We start from the raw sequence: 20,723 nt of genomic DNA on the forward strand, positions 1-20,723 counted from the left end.
ACTCCTGACTATAGAAGATGACGCTGGCTTGATAAAAGATTACACTGTGGAATATGTTATGTTCTGTTTGTTTGCTTGTAGCAACACTTACATACATTAAATGCCATTGTTAAACATTGCTAAAGTCAAATTCTATAACAAAAGTCAGTTATGTCAGTTCATCAACGTGGTTGCGGTGCTACCGCCGATCTAATTATTGGTGTTGCAAATCACGAAAGCCACGCTATGCAGCGTAATGCTGCAGCAGTGGGTGCTCTTGCCAAACGCAAAGGAACAATATCTACCTTCCTTGCGCCCTTAACTCAGGATACTTTTAAGCAGGTTGTTACCGAAGTTGAACAAAAACTACGGATTGTTAATCAAACCCTGTCTATGCTTGATTCTCAGGGATTTGAAACAATTCTGCAAGAAATGCTACATTCCATCACCCTAAAAACCGGGGAGTTACTGGGTGCCGATCGCACGACAATTTTTTTACTAGATGAGGAAAAGCAAGAACTGTGGTCTATTGTGGCAGAGACAGAGGGCAATCGGTCTTTAGAAATTCGCATCCCAGCCGATAAGGGGATCGCTGGTGAAGTTGCCACCTACAAAAAAGTTGTTAATATTCCTTTTGATTTTTACGACGATCCCCGCTCGGTATTTGCTCAAGAACAGGAAACAAGAACAGGCTACCGCACGTACACTATGCTAGCGTTGCCACTGGTGAATGAAGACGGGCAACTTGTCGCAGTTGTACAATTGTTAAATAAATTAAGAGTTCCTAATGCTCCAGATGCGCCTTTGTCAGAACGTATTGACATGAGAGGCTTTACAGAAGCTGACAAGCAGTTATTTCAAGAATTTGCCCCCTCCATTAGGCTGATTTTAGAATCTTCTCGTTCCTTTTACATAGCAACTCAAAAACAAAGAGCTGCAGCTGCCTTAATGAAAGCAGTTAAGTCCCTCAGTCAAAGCAGTCTTGACTTAGAAGATACCCTCAAGCGGGTGATGGCTGAAGCAAAAGAACTGATGAATGCCGATCGCAGTACCCTATGGTTAGTAAACCGCGAAGCAGGGCAATTGTGGACAAAAATTACTCAGGATGACGGTTCTGCTAGAGAATTACGAGTACCCATTGGCAAAGGTTTTGCAGGTATAGTCGCTGCAACTGGCAAAACGCTCAATATTCCCTTTGACCTATATGACAATCCAGACTCCGAGACAGCCAAACAAATAGATCAACAAAATGGTTATCGTACCTGTAGCTTGCTTTGTATGCCAGTTTTTAATGCAGATGGAGATTTGATTGGCGTCACTCAGCTAGTGAATAAAAAGAAACCAGGAGATTTTCTCCCCGATCGCCATGCTAATTGGCCGAACGCTCCTGAATGCTTCCAAGCAAGCTTCGATCGCAATGATGAAGAGTTTATGGAAGCTTTTAACATTCAAGCAGGAGTCGCGCTGCAAAATGCCCAATTATTTGCCATGGTTAAACAGCAAGAACAACTACAGCGAGATATCCTCCGCAGTCTTTCCAATGGAGTGATTTCCACGGATAAAGCAGGTCAAATTATTATTGCCAATGAAAGTGCCAAGCGTTTACTTGGTTTGAAACCAGAAGAACGCTTGGAAGGTAAACTTGTTAGCGAAGTTATCAATATTAAAGAAGGTGACTTTCGCAAGTGGTGTCAAGCAGCTTTAAATACAGCTGATTTAAAGTACCGCGAACAGTACTATCCAGATCGAACGCTGCTGACTTCTAATGAAGATCAGAACAGTATCAATTTGTCAATCAATACAATTGCTGATGCCAGCGACTGCAAACAAGTCCGGGGGGCGTTAGTAGTCATGGATGATATCAGTGATGAAAAGCGGCTCAAAAGTACTATGTACCGCTACATGACTCAGGAATTAGCAGAAGAATTGCTGAAATTAGACGATGCAAAATTGGGAGGCGATCGCAAAGAAGTTTCCATCTTATTTTCAGATATTCGAGGCTACACCACTCTGACAGAAAATTTAGAAGCAGAGGAAGTAGTCAGTATGCTGAACGAATATTTTGAATCAATGGTAGAGGCAGTTTTTCAGTACAAAGGCACGCTCGATAAATATATTGGTGATGCCATAATGGCTGTGTATGGTTCTCCATTGCCTTTACACGAACACGCTTGGATGGCAGTACAATCTTCCATAGAAATGCGCCATCGGTTGAGAGAATTTAATGCCCGCCGTCATTTCACTAACAAACCAACAATTAATATTGGGATTGGGATCAACTCCGATATCGTGATTAGCGGTAATATTGGTTCGAGCAAACGGATGGAATTTACTGCCATCGGTGATGGCGTCAACCTTGGCTCGCGATTGGAAAGTGTCAGCAAGCAGTACGGATGTGACATTATTGTCAGTGAAAATACTTATAATCCTTGCAAAGATCAAGTGTGGGCGCGAGAACTAGATTACATTCGTGTCAAAGGTAGAAATGAGCCAGTTGCTATCTATGAGCTGATTGGTTTGCGTTCCGATCCAATTTGTAGTGATAAACTACAAGTTATTGAGTATTATCACCAAGGTCGCCATTATTATATCAATCGTGACTTCAAGCTTGCCAGAAAAGAATTTGCTAAAGTCTTAAAAGTTGACAGCAAAGACCAAGCAGCAATGTTACATATACAGCGCTGTCAACACTGGCTGCAAAAACCACCATGCGATCGGGATTGGGATGATGGTGTGTGGACTTTTAAGGAAAAATAAAACCCATACCATTTTGGATTTTGGATTTTGGATTTTCGATTGAGAATGCTTTACATAAAGTTAATCTCACTCAACTATCTGTCACATTCTTTTTTCAATTTGAGATTATCTTTCGCGGTGCAATCTACTAATTTTCAGAATCGGGCTTCTCAATTCGTTATTAATTACTATGAAGACAAAAAAAACTGCATTTTTAGACGAAAACTCAAGGCTTACATATTGCACAATTTGTAAGAAACCCGATTTTTGAAGTCGGTGCCGGACATTAGTTATACCATTTATGGGCGATCGTATTAAGTTGTGTCATAACGATGTGTAAATCTTCTCCTCGTTCCGTCAACCTATAAGTTACCTGCGGTGGAATAGTTGGTTTGTAATCGCGGTAAATCACTTTTGCCTCTTCCAACATACGTAACCGTTCTGTGAGAACTTTTGATGAAATTCCTTCAACCTGACGTTTCAATACCCCAAAGCGAGTTGGGCCTTGAGTACTTAACGTCCAAATAATGTGCAGAGTCCAAGGTCCTGTCAGCAATGCCACTAGGGGAGTCAAGGGACAGCCCTTTGATTTTTCAGCAGGTTGCATCGGTGGTTTCTCCATCGTTACTTAGTTACTTCCAAGTACCTACTTTTCCATTTCCGCTAGGTCACTTATAGTAACTAATGTAAAACACGATCCTCGAGTTTTCACAAAATATAGATCTGTCAAAAGCCTTCATTACATTTAGTTCTGCTCTGATTCAAGTCAACGTTAGAGTCACGGGAACAAATTATGAAACTGCAAGGAAAGGTTGCGCTGGTTACAGGTAGCAGTCAGGGAATTGGACAGGCGATCGCCATTCGTCTGGCAGAAGAAGGAGCAAGTATCGTCATCAACTACCGATCGCATCCCGAAGGAGCAAAAGAAACCTTGTCGAAGGTAAAGGCTGCAGGTGGTCAGTGCCAAATGGTTGATGGATTTACAATTCAAGCAGATACTGGAACAGTCACCGACGTGCAACGCATGATTGCAGACAGTGTTTCTCACTTCGGGAAGCTAGATATTTTGGTAAACAATGCAGGCATTGAGAAGAACGCTGACTTTTGGAATGTGACAGAAGCCGATTATGATGCTGTCATGAACGTGAATCTCAAAGGAGTTTTCTTTGCCACCCAAGCATTTGTAAGACATCGGCTTGAAACAAAGCAACCGGGCAAAATTATTAACATCAGTTCCGTACATGAAGAATTGCCTTTTCCTCACTTTGCGGCTTACTGTGCTAGCAAAGGTGGCTTGAAAATGCTCACTCGTAATTTGGCAGTTGAACTGGCTCCCTATGGGATTACCATCAATAACGTCGCTCCAGGAGCAATTGAAACTCCCATCAATACTAAACTCTTGAACAATCCAGAAAAGTTGGGAGCACTCGTAAAAAACATTCCTTTGGGACGATTGGGACAACCAAAAGATGTTGCCTCTATTGTGGCGTTTCTGGCTTCTTCTGAGTCGGATTATGTGACGGGTACGACGTTCTTTGTTGATGGTGGATTGCTCTGGAATTATCAAGAGCAATGAAGGTAGACAGCAGAAGCCAAAGGGCAGAAGGTAGAAGGAGTAAAAGCTTGTAAGAGAGATTTTTTACAGCCATTTTCAAATTAATAGACCACAATTGTGGGGTGGGCGTCCTCGCCCGCTCTTTGAGGAATGTACGGGCGGGGACGCCTTCTGAGGAATGTACGGGCGGGGACGCCTTCTGAGGAATGTACGGGCGGGGACGCCCGTACCACAAGAACAAACAAAGTGTGGTTTTTTATTGACTTGAGAACTGCTGTAAAACTTTTTGTAAGTTTTATTGAGGGAAAGTTTAGTTCATGACTCCAGAAGAAATAAGATTGCAGCAGGATCGAGAACGTGCCGCTTATTGGAAACGTTGGGGACCTTACCTCAGCGAACGGCAGTGGGGTACGGTGCGGGAAGATTACAGTCACGATGGATCGGCTTGGGATTATTTTTCCCACGAGCATGCTCGCTCGCGCATTTACCGTTGGGGTGAAGATGGCATTGCTGGAATTTCTGATAGTCGCCAACGTTTGTGTTTTGCGATCGCTCTTTGGAACGGTAACGATCCAATTTTGAAAGAGCGTCTGTTTGGACTAACGGGGACAGAAGGCAACCACGGCGAGGATGTGAAAGAGTATTATTTTTATCTAGATAACACTCCCACCCATTCCTATATGAAATGCTTGTACAAGTACCCCCAACAAGCATTTCCTTACACGCAACTGGTGCAAGAAAATCAGCACCGAAACAAATTTGAACCGGAGTTTGAGCTACTTGATACGGGCGTCTTTGCTGAGAATCGCTATTTTGATGTCTTTGTGGAGTACGCTAAAGCAGCACCAGAAGATATTTTGATTCAGATTGCGATCGCCAATCGAGGCTCACAAACCAGTTCTCTTCATCTACTGCCAACACTTTGGTTTCGCAACCTCTGGGCTTGGAATCCCAATATGGAGCAGCCCTTTATAAAAGTGGTTCAGTCAGACACCAACTTCAGTTTAATTGAAGCCGAGCATTCCACGCTGGGAACTCGCTGGCTGTATTGCGAATCTGGGGCGGAACTCCTCTTTACGAATAACGAAACAAACTACGAACAATTATTTGGTGTCACCAATAGCTCACCTTATGTTAAAGATGGCATCAACGAGTATGTGGTAAATGGGCAGACAGCAGCCGTCAATCCAAACTGCATAGGCACAAAGTTTGCCTCCCACTACACATTATCCATTGCGCCAGGTGAAACCAAAGTGGTGCGCTTGCGGTTGAGTGATGTGCAAACGCTTACAAATCCATTTGGTACTGAGTTTGACACGATTTTCAAGACTCGTATTGCCGAAGCGAATGAATTTTACCAGCGCGTTAATCCTTTCCCAATGTCAGAGGATGAGCGCAACATTCAGCGACAGGCTTTTGCCGGATTGTTGTGGAGCAAGCAGTACTATCACTATGTCGTACATGACTGGCTAAATGGCGATCCCAAACAACCGTCACCTCCACCAGAACGGAAAGTAGGACGCAACCACGAGTGGATTTCTTTATTTAGTGAAGATATTCTCTCTATGCCAGATAAGTGGGAATATCCTTGGTTTGCTGCTTGGGATTTGGCATTTCACCTGATTCCTCTTGCTGTTATAGATCCAGATTTTGCTAAGTTGCAACTGGATCGCTTGACACGGGAATGGTATATGCAACCCAACGGGCAATTGCCCGCTTATGAATGGGCATTTAGTGATGTCAATCCACCCGTGCAAGCATGGGCAGCTTTGCGCGTTTATCAAATCGAGCAGAAGTTTTACGGACGAACCGATCGCTCTTTTTTACAACGGGTTTTTCACAAGCTGTTGCTTAATTTTAACTGGTGGGTAAATCGCAAAGACGTGGAAGGTAAGAACGTCTTTCAGGGTGGATTTTTAGGACTGGACAATATCGGCGTGTTCGATCGCAGCAAGGAACTACCCACTGGCGGCTACCTCAATCAGGCAGACGGTACAAGCTGGATGGGTATGTACTGTTTGAATATGCTAGCGATCGCGCTAGAACTCGCTAAAGACGATCTGGCTTACGAAGATATTGCCAGCAAGTTCTTTGAGCATTTTCTCTATATTGCCGATGCCATTGATGGCATTGGGAATGCTGAGATTTCCTTGTGGAATGAAGAAGATGGTTTTTACTACGATGTGCTAAGGTTGCCCGACAGTCGCCAGTTTCCGTTGAAAGTGCGATCGATAGTAGGCTTAATTCCTCTATTTGCCGTCGCGGTTTTACAGTTAGAAACTTTACAACAGTTCCCTGGTTTCAAACGACGTATGGAATGGTTTATTCGCAACCGGCCCGATCTCAAACAGAATGTTGCTTGTATGGAAACACCAGGGGTAGGAGCGAGAAGGCTATTGGCGATCGCCTATCGAACCAAGCTACAGCGTATTCTGCAACGGATGCTCGACGAGAATGAATTCTTTAGCTGTTACGGAATTCGCGCACTTTCAAAGTATCATCAAGAACATCCTTATGTTTTACATCAAGGCGAGCATGATTACTGCGTCCGCTACGAACCTGCGGAATCCACCACAGGGCTGTTTGGCGGAAATTCTAACTGGCGCGGTCCTATTTGGTTTCCAGTCAACTACTTGATTCTCGAAGCACTTTGGAAGTTTCATGACTACTTTGGAGACGATTTTACAATAGAATGTCCCACCGGTTCCGGGCAACACATGACGCTGCGAGAAGTGGCGATCGCACTGTCGGATCGCTTGATTGCCATCTTTCAGCAGGATACTACAGGTCGCCGTCCGGTGTATGGCGGGCTTGAAATCTTCCAATCCGATCCCCATTGGCGCAATTATATTTTGTTCCACGAATATTTCCATGGAGATAACGGCGCAGGGATTGGAGCTAGCCATCAAACAGGTTGGACGGGGCTGGTTGCTAGCATGATTCTGCAAAATGCCGAATACCGAGTGCAGGAGGAGGGGCGTGGAAACGTTTAGGAAACATTTGCCGGAATACTTAATGGAAGCAGCAGAACTGGGAATATTTATGATTTCTGCTGGGGTGTTTACCTGCGTATTTGAGTATCCCGGTTCTCCCATTCATCAAGCAATTGCCAATGCAGATATGCGTCGATTTTTCATAGGTATAGCTATGGGGTTGACAGCAATTGCTCTTATTTATTCTCCATGGGGAAAACAATCTGGCGCACACATGAATCCTGCTGTTACCCTTACCTTTTATCGTTTGGGGAAAGTTAAACAACAGGATGCTATTTTCTATATTCTGTTTCAATGTTTAGGTGGATTGGTTGGTATATACTTAGTCGCTTTATTGCTGGGAAAAGTTTTCACGCAACCACCTGTGAACTATGTTGTGACAGTGCCAGGAACACTAGGCTGGGTTGCGGCTTTGTTGGGTGAACTAGTCATTGCATTTCTCATGATGATGACTGTCTTGCTCGCAAGTAACAATCAAAAACTCAATCGCTTTACAGGGTTATTTGCCGGATTTTTGGTAATGCTTTACGTCTTTTTTGAAGCTCCTTTATCTGGCTTTGGCATGAACCCTGCCCGCACCTTTGCCTCTGCCTTTCCCTCTCAGATTTGGACGGCATTTTGGTTGTACTTGATTGTACCACCTGCTGGTATGTTGCTGGCATCAACGTTGTATCAATATCTATTTGGACAGAGAGCCGTTAAGTGTGCCAAATTGCATCACGAAAATCACAAACGTTGTATTTTTCGCTGTGGCTACAACCGTAATGGCAATATCGATTTGAGCGATCGCCTACCTATTTCAGGAAAACATTCATGACAACAAATACCTATTATGATGTCATCATCATCGGCACTGGGGCTGGTGGTGGAACTCTAGCTTATCATCTTGCGCCCAGTGGTAAGAAGATTTTAATCTTGGAGCGGGGTACCTTTTTGCCCAGGGAAAAGGAAAACTGGAGTGCGCTGGAAGTATACCAACGAGAGCGATACCATACCCAAGAGCAGTGGTATGATGTGAACAACAAATCCTTCCGTCCTGCAATGAATTACTGGGTTGGTGGGAACACAAAAGTTTATGGTGCAGCCTTGTTGCGATTGCGGGAACGCGATTTTGAACAGGTAGAACATAAGGATGGTATCTCACTGGAATGGCCGTTGAAATACCATGACTTTGAAGCATATTATACTCAAGCCGAGCAGCTTTATGATGTTCGAGGTCAGGCTGGTGTAGATCCTACAGAACCGACTAGAAGTTTACCTTATTCTTATCCTCCGGTACACCATGAACCGCGAATGCAGGAGCTAGTCAATGCTCTGCAGATAGCTGGTTTGCATCCCTTCAATCTGCCATTGGGGTTGAAACTGAACGAAGTTGATAAAAGTCTGGGAAACTGTATTCGCTGCAATACCTGCGATGGATTTCCTTGTCTAACTCGTGGCAAAGCCGATGCTGAAGTCAATTGCATTCAGCCCATTCGCGATTACGCAAACATCACTTTACTAACTGAAGCTAAAGTGACCCGCCTGCATACGAGTCCTTCTGGTCGGGAAGTGACTCAAGTAGAAGCCCAGATTAATGGGGAACTTCAATTCTTTACAGGCGATATTGTTGTGGTTTCTTGCGGTGCTATTAACTCAGCAGCATTGTTATTGCGATCGCACAATGACCAACATCCCGATGGATTGGCAAACAGTTCTAACCAAGTGGGTCGCAACCTAATGAAGCATATTTGCATGGCAATGGTGCAATTAAATACAAAAATTAATCAATCTGTTTATCAAAAGACAATTGCCATTAGCGATTTTTACTGGGGCGAACCTGACTTTCCCTACCCCATGGGCTTGATACAGAATACTGGCAACGTATTGGCAGATATGTTACCAGCTGAAGTTCCCGCACTGCTAGCTCCACTATTAAGAATGCGACCGGGAGCAGAACTAAAAACTGTTGCCGATCGCACCGTTGGCTGGTGGTTGCAAACTGAGGACTTACCCGATCCTGAGAATCGCGTGCGAGTGGAGGGCGATCGCCTCTACTTAAACTACAAACCCAATAACCTTGAAGCAAGCGATCGGCTTGCCAAACGCTGGGTAGGAATTCTCAAGAAGGTCGATCGCGCAGAACACCTAGTTCCATTTAGCCTTTATCCCCGTAACATGATGCCACTTCAGTCAGTTGGTCATCAATGTGGTACTTGTCGATTTGGTGAAGATCCCACCAATTCCGTACTCGATCTCAATTGCCGTACCCATGACGTTGATAATCTCTACGTTGTTGATGGCAGTTTCTTTCCATCTAGTTCTGCTGTTAATCCAACACTGACCATTATTGCCAATTCCTTACGAGTAGGCGATCTCTTGTTACAAAGAGTAAACTCTCCAGTTAGATCTCCGACTTCTTTGAGAAGTCGGAGATCTGAAGTATAAAAACCGTTAATCCGGTCACTGGTCACTGGTCACTGGTCACTGGTCACTGTCAAAATGGAATTCTGGAATCAAAAGAGTTATAGAACTGTAACCTTCCATAACCAAGAAATTGACCGTGTGCGCTCTCTCCCGGTGGAAACGCTGTCACTCCAAATAGGTAAACTCCTGCGATCGTAGGATTTTTTCTCGGCTTTAAACCTATGGTGACAATTTTACCAGGGGACAAAGGTGGATCGAAAGTCAGCGATACTGTTTTTGTCTTGCGATCGCTAGCTACATCTTTGAGTTCTACCCGTTGTCCTCGTTGAGAACGGGTACCTTCAAAAGCTGCACTGTCTTTGAGGTCAAAGCGGATGTTATCTACTCCATCTCGTTGATTAATTGTTATCTTTTGGAGTGGTTCTCCAGCCGTTTCCGGTATGCTAACGGTGAAGTAGTATGTTGCACCCCATACATTGACATCTTTATAAGTTGTCACCACCTCTTCTAGGCGGGGCGGTTGAGTAAAATATATTTTACCGTCTCGCAACTGGACTGCTTGACTCAAGTTAGCGGGATAACTACCAATTGCTACTGCACAAGCAATTGCTGTACTAAGTAAATATGGGACGCGCATTGCTTTTTCAACTTCAAAGATTAGGACAGGTTTTACACCCCGTTTTATCAGAAATTTTACCTACACTTAATATGCTAGCACTTACCAACTTCTTGACTCTTCTTAACAAGATGTAAATAACATTAAGAATTTAGTGAGAGCAATTACGGTGTAACTTAGGAAAAGGTTCAATTCTTTGTAATATTGCAAATGATTGTAAAAGATAATTGATACTTGTTGTCAAAATCCGTTGTTAGGTTAGACACTAGGAATATAAACATATGCAATTTTCCTATGAACGCTATTTCTAACGTCGAACTGAAACGACCCAATTGGCAGGCTGTTGCCATGCTAACATTGGGCTTCTGGCTCAGTGCTAGCCTAGTTTTGAGTTGGGTAATTATGCCTAGCTTATATGTAACTGGCATGATGGCTCAGTCCGGTTTTGCATCAGCAGGTTACGTCATTTTCTGGAATTTTAATCGGATTGAGTTACTGTGTGCGAGCTTGGTATTAGCCAGTGTATTGGCTTTGTGCAATACCCAATCTCAGTGGCGTTTGAGTTCAATAATCTTATCAGTCTTACTACTAGTAGTCGCTTTGGTGGATACCTATCTCTTGACTCCGCAAATGTCTGCTCTTGGCGTTCAACTGAATTTATTTGAGGCTGTTCTTGATACTCCAGCAAATATGAACTTATTACACGGTGGTTATTGGGCATTAGAAGCAGTCAAACTCATGGCAGGTTGCACGTTGTTAAGCTGGTGCTGGCGACGCTAATTTTCAGTGACCAGTGACCAGTGACCAGTGACCAAATAAATCACTCTTAGTTTGTAGTTGCGCTTTAGCGCTAAAGTGTAACTACAAACTAATTTCGCATATTATAATTCATATATCAACCGTCAGCCAAAGCCGCCTGATGACGTGCATGAAGCCGCGCCATCACCTCTTCTCCATCTAAAAGTTCGCCTCTGTCGGCTTGATCTATACCCTTTTGGATTTCTTGCCGTAAGGTATAAGTCATGCTAGATTTCAATCGTTCCAATCGTATAATTTATGAATATTTCACTTTTAGACCGTGCTATAGAAGAAAAACTAGTAACCCTAACAGATGTGACCTGGGAGCAATTTAAAGGTATTGAGGCACAGCTCATCGATAACCGTAGTGTCCGGCTATCTTATTTATCAGGAATTTTAGAAATTATGTCTCCTATTGGTGAAGAACACGAGGCTGTGAAAAGTTCTCTTAGCTTGCTGTTAGATGCTTATATAAGAGTATTAAAGATTAGATTTTACAAACGTGGAGGTTATACCTTACAAGCACCAGGATATGCCTCTGGTACACCTGATGAATCTTATAGCATTGGCACAAAAAAACCAGTTCCTGATATCGTCATTGAAATTATTGTTACTAGTGGCACTATTGATAGAAGGGAATTATACAAACCCAAACAAGTTCCCGAAGTTTGGTTTTGGAAATCTGACACCATTAGAATATTCTATTTAAATGCACAAGGTGAATATGAGGAAGTTAGCCGTAGCAGTTTCTTCCCCAATCTCGACCCAAATGTGCTACTGCAATATATCGCCATGCCTGACCAGTATGATGCTGTTCAAGAATTCGAGCAGTTTCTCCGACAAGGGAATTTGTGATGGTTCACGAAAGGGGAGATTTCAGAAAGGGACGGAATGTCAGTTTTCCAATAACCTAATAGTGCATAAGTTAATGAGCCATAATCTTATCATATAGCCCTATTCTTAAATGACGAGGAAATAAAATAAACGGTTCATTGGCAAGGGATTGCACTGTAATAACGGAGGTGTCGTAGTTCCATACTTTAAGTTAGCAGTGGCAGAATATTAATTTATCAAGTCTTCATCCATTGGGTCAGAGTTTTGAGTGAACATCTTTTTCAGGTTATATGTCAACCAGAAAATTTTATACGCGAAACATCTTCAAAAGCAACAGAAGCATCAGCATTAGGAGCTTTAGGTTCCGTCTGCACTGATATAAAACAATACCAAAATGCCCTGAAATATTATCACCAAGCTTTAGAAATAAGTCGTGAGATCGCAAACCGAACAATAGTGGTTTTCAATTGGGTGCAACACATAAAAAAGTTATGGAACCGCTGATGAACGCGGACGAACGCAGATAAATCTGTACTTCATTCAAGTGAGAACCGCTATAGTTCTGATGGGGTATCAGAATCCCCAAGAAAACATTACTTACAATAAAAACAAGGGATTGCAAGTAGTAAGGTATGAGTCATGCTAGATTTCAATCGTTCCAATCGTATAGTTAGTAAGGATATGGGAGAAGTTAGAGTGCAAGTGAAGCTCACAAATGCTGTCGATGAAATTTTAGTCGAGCGTGGATTATTAAATCCAAATCAGTTGCGTGTGTGGGAGACACAAGCACTTGTAGATACTGGTGCTGTACTGTGTTACCAATGGAAATAGTGGAAAAGCTTGGTTTGAAGATTCGCTCTCAGCAGATAGCAAAGTATGCTGATGGAAGACAAGAACCAGTTGGATTGACTGAACCTGTGATTATTGAGATCGAGGGACGTGAAACAACAGAAGCTACTTTAGTCTCAGGTGATGAAGCGTTAATCGGTCAAACAGTATTGGAAACTTTAGATTTGTACGTAGATTGCAAGAATCAGAGGTTGATTCCAAATCCAGAACATCCTGAATATCCTGTATTTAGAATTTAGTGAGCATTACCCACTCTACCTATATTTCAAAAATCAAATAGAAATCTTATAAGTGCATAAGTTAATAGCTAATGACCTTATAAAGTACTTAGAGGATCTGTGAAACCTTAGCAAATTATATTCGTTCAAAATTTAAAAAAATCTTAATGTTTGTTTTAGTCATTCGAGTAGGAAAAGTGCATGGAATTAACTGGTAAACAACGCGAACAACTAAAAGATGCTTTGATTAGCGCGTTTCCGGATAAGAGCAAACTCGAACAAATGGTAGATTATAAGCTTGACAAAAGAGTATTACCGCTCCGGAATTTATCCACAATGTTTATGAGTTAGCCAAAGGTTTTGCTCTCATTGCAGCAAGTACCGCTCAACAAGTTGCATCTGAATGGCAAGAAAAACAACACGGAGTCTTTACTTATTATTTGTTAGATGGGCTTTCCGGTCAAGGCGATCGCGTGGGTAAAAAGTTTGTGACTGTGGACGATCTCAAGAATCATGTACTGGATGGGTTGCGTCGTTGGGGTGTGCAAAACTATAGGACTCAAGAACCAACAGCTCGTACTGAGGGCTTTGGAGATATGATCTTAGCAGATTATCGGGATGCAAAGCTTGTGGTAGAAAAGAATCGAGAACCTGAATTAGATGCACCTGTGAAAAATCAGACAACTATTGAAGGTGGTTCTACGTCCGAAAGCAAGCAGAATGGAGGTGTAAGTACTTAAAGATAACGGCAAAGTATAAAAAACAGTGCTGTTTAAGTATATTTTAATGTTTTTCTAAGTCATTCAAGTAGGAAAAGTGCATGGAATTAATTGGTAAACAACGCGAACAACTAAAAGATGCTTTGATTAGCGCGTTTCCGGATAAGAGCAAACTCGAACAAATGGTAGATTATCAGCTTCACAAAAGCCTAAATGCGATCGCTGGAGGAAATACCTTAGTAGACATTGTTTATAACTTGATTAAAACAGCAGAGTCTGAGGGATGGGTTGAGAAACTGATTAAAGATGCTTCTGACCAGAATTCTGGAAACAAACAATTAAAAGAATTTAGAAAACAATATGATGCTATCTCCGAGCTATTTAATATTCTTATTCCTCTAGAAAAAAGCTTCTTTCACGAAATGACGCAAGCTTATCGTTCTTGTCGTAATATCGGCTATGAAGATTGGGAAGATTCTGTTGATACGTTTGAAAAAATTTTAACTAACCTTATAGATATGCCTGAAGCAAATACCTATCCCAGTCATATTGTAAAATTTGTAGCACAATTCTTAATCTTGAAAAAGAACAATTTTCCTTCAGAAACAGCAGATAAATTAAGAGATTGGGGAAAAAGTAATAATCCAGATTTTCTTAATTTATTAACTTCATTAGAAAATAAGGTAAACACGACAGCAGAAAATGCATTGATTCCTACTTATCTTCTAGTACAAATTAAAAAAAGTAGACAAGGTAGAGAACAACACTATAATGTAATGGCTTGGTTTATTGCTGATGAATGTTATGAAAACAATGAATATAAAAGCTTAAATATTTACAATGAAGGAAAAGAGGGTTTTAAGTTAAGAAATATTTCTAGATTACTAGAAGATTTGATAGCTCAAATCAATAAAGATCATCATAAAGGTGAAAAATACGACTTACCTATTATTGTGTTCTTTTTATCTCATGACTTACTAGTGCAAGAAAGTAATAAATTTGAATGGTCTGAAATTCAAGAATTTAATGATAAAACTCCTATTGGGAAAGATTATCAGGTGGTGATTCGTTCTTGTGAACGAAGCAACGAGAAATATAATACTCGTAGAGGTGTATGGAGACAAAAATGGGAAATTTTAAAGAAGGACTGTACTAATTTAGATTCTAACAATTTTATAATTGGAAATTGTAGTAACTTAGATAGTTTAGCAAAGAATTTATTCTCTTCTCATGTGATTGGAGTAACAATGTTAGATCCACCATCTAAGAAACATATTGATTTAATTCATAAATCAGCAGTACCAGTAGCGATTTGGTTAAGAAAGACTCTACCTAATATTAATTGTAAATATGAACTAGAACAACTGTTACAAGGCAAACTTATTAAGTTACCTGAGGTTGTAAAACAAAAGCGTGCAGATGCTTTAGGTAAAAAGAAAGACGAGCATATTGGATATCATATTGCTCTGCAATGGGAAAATCCTGAAATACAGCCACCTGATATAAAGTATCAATAAATACAGTATGAACTCTTGGAAAATCTTTAAAGGAACACCTGAAAAACCTCACGAAGGAATTAAGAATCTTCCCGCTCCTCCTAATTGGCGTAATTTCTCTGAAAAAACGCGAGGTACAACCTATACAGTCAGAAGTAAAGAAATCGATCTCGTGAATGCAGCATTGTATTTGCGTCGCCCCTTGTTGGTAACGGGAAAACCGGGAACAGGAAAAACTTCTCTAGCTTATGCTGTAGCTCAGGAATTACAATTGGGTGAGGTGTTGCGTTGGAATATTACAACTCGCTCTACTTTACAGGAAGGTCTTTATCGCTATGATGCTATTGGTAGATTACAAGATTCTCAACGTAACTCTCAGGACAATGAGGATAATTTAGCTGAAATTGGCAAGTATATTCAATTGGGTGCGTTAGGAACGGCGTTGCTTCCTTCAAAAACTCCCAGAGTCTTATTGATTGATGAAATAGATAAAAGCGATATAGATTTACCCAATGATTTGCTAAATATTTTTGAAGAGGGGAAATTTGAAATTCCTGAACTTACAAGAATTGCTAGCAAAGAACCAAAAATTACTGTTCAAACTGACTATAAAGAAGAAGATAAAAAAACAGCAATCCTTGAAAAAGGAAAGGTACAGTGTCAGGCGTTTCCTTTTGTCATTCTCACAAGTAATGGTGAACGCGAATTTCCGCCCGCTTTTCTACGCCGTTGTTTGAGACTAGATTTACCAGAACCAACTCCTGAAGAATTAAAAGCAATTGTTGAGGCACATTTAGGGGATAATATTATTGAACAAGCAGGAGCGATCGTTGAGAAGTTTGTAGAACGACGGAATGAGGGAGAGTTGGCAACAGATCAATTACTCAATGCAATTTATCTGTTAACCAAGACATCTGATAACAGTGACTCTCCGATGCTTGATTTATCAAATGATAAGCAAACCTTAATGAATCAGGTGTTACGCTATCTAAGCAGTACGGAAGGTTATGATTGAGCAAGCGATCGCTATTCTAAAAAAGGTAAACTCCAATCTAACTGCTCGCGAGATAGCAGAAATTCTCTGGTTGGCGGTTCATATAGAAGAATCAGAACAATCGCAACAGCAATCATCTGGAGCGCAACAAAAATTACCAACACCAGAAAAACCCACAACTCCAGAGTCAGACTCTCAAGCAGAAACTCCCACTCCCTCAGAACTACCAGAACCTAGCGTTCAGGTTTATCTTCCCTCCCGTACCTCACGCTCAACAACGGCGACATCAACCAACCAGGGAACTTCTATCAAAGTACCTGCAGCGATCGCACTGAGGAATTCTCTAGAGTTAGGGCGATCGCTTCGTCCTTTAAAGCGGAAATTCCCATCTCCTATAGAAAAGATACTGGATGAAGAAGCCACTGTTCGACGCATTGCGGAAGAAAAAATTTGGACGCCAGTTCTAAAACCAGCCCCCCAGAGATGGTTAGAGCTAGCGTTAGTGGTTGAACAAACCCGTTCGACTGCGATTTGGAAAAAAACTATTACTGAACTCGAACGACTTCTAAAACATCACGGTGCGTTTCGGGATGTCCGAACTTGGGAATTGAGGATAACACCGAAGGTAATCTCCAAAAAAGAGGAAAAATTTGAGAGACGACTATTTGCTCAAGATAGCAACGGAAACTATAGTTCTACTCCCCATCATCCCAAAGAACTGATCGATCCAAAAGGTCGGCGTCTGATCTTGCTAGTCAGTGATTGTATATCTCCTGCTTGGCGAGAGAAGTTCATTTATCCGGTGCTGGAATTCTGGGGACGAAATGGGTTGTTAACTGTTCTTCAGTTACTTCCCGAACGACTCTGGGAGAGAACAGCTTTAGCATCGGAAATTCCCGTTCAACTACGTTCCCTAACTCCTGGAGTTTTCAACTCCCAACTTATTGTAGAAAATTGGGATGAAGATGATTTTGCAGATGATGTTCCAGAAGACAAACAGATAATCCAAAATCCCTTAATCCAAAATCCAAAATCTAAAATCCAAAATTCTATCCCCGTCCCCATTATTACTTTAGAACCAGAACCTTTGCTTGCTTGGTCGCGGGCGATCGCTGGTTTGGGTAATATAGGAACAGTGGGGTTCAAATTTTTTTCTCCTAAAAATCTAGTTCCACTGGGCGAGACTCAACAAGATTCAGAGCAAAGCGAAACCCAACTGAGTGCATCAGCCCTAGTCAGTCGATTTCGCGCCACCGCTTCTCCCATTGCTCGTCGGTTAGCGGGATTAATGGCAGCTGCTCCTGTTAGCTTATCAGTAGTACACTTAATTCAACAAACCCTGCTTAAAGAATCACAACAGATTCATGTGGCTGAGGTGTTTATGAGTGGGCTGCTCAAATCCAGTCAATCCAAAGGTTCTGGATATATTGAGTACGAGTTTATTGATGGAATTAGGGAGTTATTGCTGGAATCTGTACCCGTAAGTAAAGCCAATTCAGTTCTTGAAGAAGTTTCTGAATTTATCGCTAGAAGAGTTGGTGTGTCAGTACGGGATTTTGAAGCAGTTTTACAAAAGCCTTTATACCAAGCTGAAGATAATTTAGCAACTAAAATTCGTCCTTTTGCAGAACTCAAGGTGAAAGTTTTACGCCAGTTAGGTGGAGTATACGCTCAATTAGCTGACGAATTAGAGACAAATTTACAAAAAGGCAAAGAGGAATTAGTACCAGATACAAATTCTCAACCCTTATCAGCTTTTAACTTCAAGTTTGTTACCGTCAACCCTCGCGGCGAAATCCTTATAGAAGAAATCAAAAAAGCCCAGTACTTTGCTGAAAACTTGGGTAAGGATATCACACTCGACATGGTTTATATCCCTGGTGGTACTTTTACTATGGGTGCATCAGAAAATGAGGAAAGAAGTAGAGATAGTGAACGCCCGCAACATCAAGTTACTATCAAGCCCTTCTTTATGGGTAAATATCCAGTTACCCAAGCACAATGGAAAGCAGTTGCTGCATTACCCAAAGTTGAACGAGATTTAAAACCCGATCCATCTCGTTTCAAAGGTGATAACCGTCCTGTAGAATGTGTCTCTTGGTTTGATGCGGTGGAATTTTGTGCTAGACTATCTAAATATAGCGAGCAAGAATATCGTTTACCGAGCGAAGCCGAGTGGGAATATGCCTGTCGTGCTGGTACAACCACACCATTTCATTTTGGTGAGACAATTACCACCGATTTGACAAATTATGATGGAACAGATGACAAGGATGGCAAATGGAAAGGTTCTTACGGGCAAGGGCCTTTAGGAGAGTATCGTCAAGAAACAACAAAAGTGGGAATTTTTCCAGCAAATGCTTTTGGATTGCATGATATGCATGGCAATATCTGGCAATGGTGTGCTGATGATTGGCATGAAAGTTATGAATCAGCACCTAGTGATGGAAGTGTTTGGGCCAAGAAAGAGAATAATGATAATCAAAGAAAGCTGCTGCGCGGTGGTTCGTGGAGCGACAATCCCGGATACTGTCGTTCTGCGTATCGCGACTGGGACGATCCGGTCAACGACATCCTCCTCAACAGCATCGGGTTTCGGGTAGTTTGCGTTCTTGCGCCGAGGACTTAGTTCCCCTTTCTCTTTTTACCCTCTTACCCTCTTCTCTTATTCTTTTTTTCCTTTTCGCGAGCGAAGCAAGCTCAAATTTTTTATGTATTCTCATACTAGCAAATTTTCCCAAGAAATACCACACTGGCTCTTTGATGTAATAAATCTTAACATAATGGGTGGGAAACCGACTTGATTTCAAACAATTATCAAATTTTCAAACTTCTAACTCTAAAACCAGCAAAATCGTGCTAGAGTATGTAACTCTGATAAAATTGAGGTCTTTCTTGTTGTGTAACTGGTGTTGAGATTTAAATCAATGGAAGAATTATCTATTATTCAAAAGACATATGATTTGATTAAATGGTACGTGCCTATTCTCAATCGCTTGCCCAGACAGCATAAATTTGCTTTAGGTGATAGAATGGTTGCTGGATTGTACGATTTGTTAGAAGGTTTGGTCAATGCTCGTTACGATCCAGAAAAACTAACACTATTAAAACCGCTCAACGGTCAATTGGCGATTCTCCGCTATCAAACTCGGTTGCTCTTCGATTTCGATCTGATGGCACTACATCGCTATGAATATGCTGGAAAATTGTTAAATGAAATTGGTTTGGAATTGGGCAGTTGGATTAAACAGCAAAGCAAGCGTTAGACAAGTTATCTTAAATCTACCATGAAAAGGTACGGAAATCTTTATCCTCAAATCATTGATTTTGAAAATATTTTAGACGCTGTGAAGAAAGCCCAAAAAGGGAAGCGCTTTCGAGATAATGTTTTGGCATTCAATTATAACTTAGAAGGAGAACTAGCACAATTAAAAAAAGAATTATCTCACAAAACTTATCAACCAGGCGCTTATAGAACCTTTTATATCAAAGAACCAAAAAGCCGCTTAATTTCTGCTGCACCTTATCGCGATCGCATAGTGCATCATGCCTTGTGTAATATTATTGTTCCTATTATAGAACCTAAATTTATTGTTGATTCCTATGCAAATCGCGTAGGATTTGGCACTCACCGCGCCTTACGTCGTTTTATCACCTTTGCCCGTTCTAGCCGTTACGTACTGCAATGCGATCTGCAAAAATATTTTCCCAGTATTGACCATGAGATTTTAAAAACGTTGTTGCGCTCCATAATAAAATGCCCGGATACGCTTTGGCTTATAGATACCATCATTGACAATAGCAACGAACAAATACCAGCTGTTGTACATTTTAAAGGAGACGATTTATTAACTCCACTGCAACGACGGCGAGGTTTGCCGATTGGAAATCTGACCAGCCAGTTTTTCTCCAATGTTTATCTCAATGGTTTTGACCATTTTGTGAAAAGAGAGCTAAAAGCCACTAAATACTTGCGCTACGTTGATGATTTTGCTTTATTCTCCGATGATAGAGAATTTTTAGCGGATGCGAGATGTGCCATAGAAGAATACTTAGCAGGCTTAAGACTAAAAATCCATCCTATTAAGAGCCAGTTATTTGAAACAAAGCATGGTGCTACTTTCTTGGGTTTCCGTATATTACCAGATCGTATCCGAGTTCGTACAGAAAACTTGCGAAGGGCAAGACGCAGACTGAGAAAGATGCACAATGACTATACTCAAGGTAAGATAAACTTAGAAAAAGTATCGCAATCCATTAAAAGCTGGTGTGCTCATTTAGAGCATGGAGATACTTGGCAGTTGCGACAAAAGATATTTGCCTCACTTGTTTGGACAAGGGGGTAAAGAAGGGACAGGCAACTCCGGCTGCTACGCGGTGGTTCGTGGAACAACAATCCTGAAAACTGTCGTTCTGCGTATCGCAACAGGAACGATCCGGGCAACGACATCAACAACAACATCGGGTTTCGGGTAGTTTGCGTTCTTGCGCCGAGCGCTCTTCTGTACCAGATTTGGCGGATGGGAATCC

At 41.5% G+C, this 20,723-nt stretch carries 20 protein-coding genes; 17 read left to right on the plus strand and 3 right to left on the minus strand.

Annotated features, from left to right (window positions below):
- Positions 1-150 precede the first annotated feature (150 nt).
- Complete coding sequence (locus WA1_RS14510; RefSeq protein WP_017742465.1) at positions 151-2,736, plus strand: adenylate/guanylate cyclase domain-containing protein; 2,586 nt, start codon at positions 151-153, stop codon at positions 2,734-2,736.
- A gap of 265 nt (positions 2,737-3,001) precedes the next feature.
- Here WA1_RS14510 and WA1_RS14515 read toward each other — a convergent pair whose 3' ends face one another.
- Complete coding sequence (locus WA1_RS14515) at positions 3,002-3,337, minus strand: winged helix-turn-helix transcriptional regulator (RefSeq protein WP_272819136.1); 336 nt, start codon at positions 3,335-3,337, stop codon at positions 3,002-3,004.
- A 171-nt stretch (positions 3,338-3,508) separates the two neighbouring features.
- On the opposite strand from WA1_RS14515, the gene WA1_RS14520 reads away from it, so the two are divergent.
- From WA1_RS14520 to WA1_RS14535, 4 genes are all read left to right on the plus strand, one after another.
- Entirely contained in the window at positions 3,509-4,291 is a 783-nt protein-coding gene (locus WA1_RS14520; protein WP_017742467.1) for a glucose 1-dehydrogenase, read from the plus strand.
- A gap of 296 nt (positions 4,292-4,587) precedes the next feature.
- Entirely contained in the window at positions 4,588-7,263 is a 2,676-nt protein-coding gene (locus WA1_RS14525) for an MGH1-like glycoside hydrolase domain-containing protein (protein ID WP_017742468.1), read from the plus strand.
- Entirely contained in the window at positions 7,250-8,080 is an 831-nt protein-coding gene (locus WA1_RS14530) for an MIP/aquaporin family protein (RefSeq protein WP_026134551.1), read from the plus strand. Before WA1_RS14525 ends, WA1_RS14530 begins: the two co-directional genes overlap by 14 nt.
- Positions 8,077-9,690: a GMC oxidoreductase gene (locus tag WA1_RS14535; RefSeq protein ID WP_017742470.1), complete on the plus strand. Its 1,614-nt coding sequence runs from the start codon at positions 8,077-8,079 to the stop codon at positions 9,688-9,690. Before WA1_RS14530 ends, WA1_RS14535 begins: the two co-directional genes overlap by 4 nt.
- A 49-nt stretch (positions 9,691-9,739) precedes the next feature.
- Here the strand turns inward: WA1_RS14535 and WA1_RS14540 are convergent, their stop codons facing one another.
- Positions 9,740-10,306, minus strand: coding sequence for a DUF2808 domain-containing protein (locus WA1_RS14540; protein ID WP_017742471.1), 567 nt, complete (start codon positions 10,304-10,306; stop codon positions 9,740-9,742).
- 273 nt (positions 10,307-10,579) lie between these two features.
- Between WA1_RS14540 and WA1_RS14545 the strand changes: the two genes are divergently transcribed.
- The gene (locus WA1_RS14545) at positions 10,580-11,065 is read left to right on the plus strand and encodes a DUF4149 domain-containing protein (protein ID WP_017742472.1); all 486 of its coding nucleotides are present in this window, start codon (positions 10,580-10,582) and stop codon (positions 11,063-11,065) included.
- A 115-nt stretch (positions 11,066-11,180) separates the two neighbouring features.
- On the opposite strand, the gene WA1_RS59745 is transcribed toward WA1_RS14545, so the two are convergent.
- Entirely contained in the window at positions 11,181-11,309 is a 129-nt protein-coding gene (locus WA1_RS59745) for a hypothetical protein (RefSeq protein WP_017742473.1), read from the minus strand.
- A gap of 32 nt (positions 11,310-11,341) precedes the next feature.
- Here WA1_RS59745 and WA1_RS14550 point away from each other — a divergent pair, with 32 nt between their 5' ends.
- From WA1_RS14550 to WA1_RS14590, 11 genes are all read left to right on the plus strand, one after another.
- Positions 11,342-11,938 carry a Uma2 family endonuclease gene (locus tag WA1_RS14550; RefSeq protein WP_017742474.1) on the plus strand — a complete coding sequence of 199 codons (597 nt, stop codon included), beginning with the start codon at positions 11,342-11,344 and terminating at the stop codon, positions 11,936-11,938.
- A 243-nt stretch (positions 11,939-12,181) separates the two neighbouring features.
- On the plus strand, positions 12,182-12,421 hold the full coding sequence (locus tag WA1_RS56935; protein WP_017742475.1) for a tetratricopeptide repeat protein: 240 nt from the start codon (positions 12,182-12,184) through the stop codon (positions 12,419-12,421).
- Between the two features lie 135 nt (positions 12,422-12,556).
- Entirely contained in the window at positions 12,557-12,748 is a 192-nt protein-coding gene (locus WA1_RS59750; protein ID WP_272819137.1) for a hypothetical protein, read from the plus strand.
- The gene (locus tag WA1_RS59755) at positions 12,739-13,005 is read left to right on the plus strand and encodes a pepsin/retropepsin-like aspartic protease family protein (protein WP_272819138.1); all 267 of its coding nucleotides are present in this window, start codon (positions 12,739-12,741) and stop codon (positions 13,003-13,005) included. Before WA1_RS59750 ends, WA1_RS59755 begins: the two co-directional genes overlap by 10 nt.
- Positions 13,006-13,185: 180 nt before the next feature.
- A complete protein-coding gene (locus tag WA1_RS59760; protein ID WP_017742476.1) occupies positions 13,186-13,335 on the plus strand; it encodes an effector-associated domain EAD1-containing protein in 150 nt (49 codons plus the stop codon).
- A gap of 89 nt (positions 13,336-13,424) precedes the next feature.
- Complete coding sequence (locus WA1_RS14565) at positions 13,425-13,724, plus strand: hypothetical protein (protein WP_017742477.1); 300 nt, start codon at positions 13,425-13,427, stop codon at positions 13,722-13,724.
- A gap of 80 nt (positions 13,725-13,804) precedes the next feature.
- Positions 13,805-15,220, plus strand: coding sequence for a VMAP-C domain-containing protein (locus WA1_RS14570; RefSeq protein WP_017742478.1), 1,416 nt, complete (start codon positions 13,805-13,807; stop codon positions 15,218-15,220).
- A gap of 7 nt (positions 15,221-15,227) precedes the next feature.
- Positions 15,228-16,214 (plus strand): AAA family ATPase, encoded by a 987-nt coding sequence (locus tag WA1_RS14575; RefSeq protein ID WP_017742479.1) that lies wholly within the window; start codon positions 15,228-15,230, stop codon positions 16,212-16,214.
- Positions 16,207-18,822, plus strand: coding sequence for a formylglycine-generating enzyme family protein (locus WA1_RS14580; protein ID WP_017742480.1), 2,616 nt, complete (start codon positions 16,207-16,209; stop codon positions 18,820-18,822). Before WA1_RS14575 ends, WA1_RS14580 begins: the two co-directional genes overlap by 8 nt.
- A 298-nt stretch (positions 18,823-19,120) precedes the next feature.
- Positions 19,121-19,459: a diversity-generating retroelement protein Avd gene (gene avd, locus WA1_RS14585; RefSeq protein WP_017742481.1), complete on the plus strand. Its 339-nt coding sequence runs from the start codon at positions 19,121-19,123 to the stop codon at positions 19,457-19,459.
- 21 nt (positions 19,460-19,480) lie between these two features.
- The gene (locus WA1_RS14590) at positions 19,481-20,539 is read left to right on the plus strand and encodes an RNA-directed DNA polymerase (protein ID WP_017742482.1); all 1,059 of its coding nucleotides are present in this window, start codon (positions 19,481-19,483) and stop codon (positions 20,537-20,539) included.
- The last annotated feature ends 184 nt before the right edge of the window (positions 20,540-20,723 follow it).

The organism is Scytonema hofmannii PCC 7110, assembly GCF_000346485.2.
Classification (GTDB): Bacteria; Cyanobacteriota; Cyanobacteriia; order Cyanobacteriales; family Nostocaceae; genus Scytonema; species Scytonema hofmannii.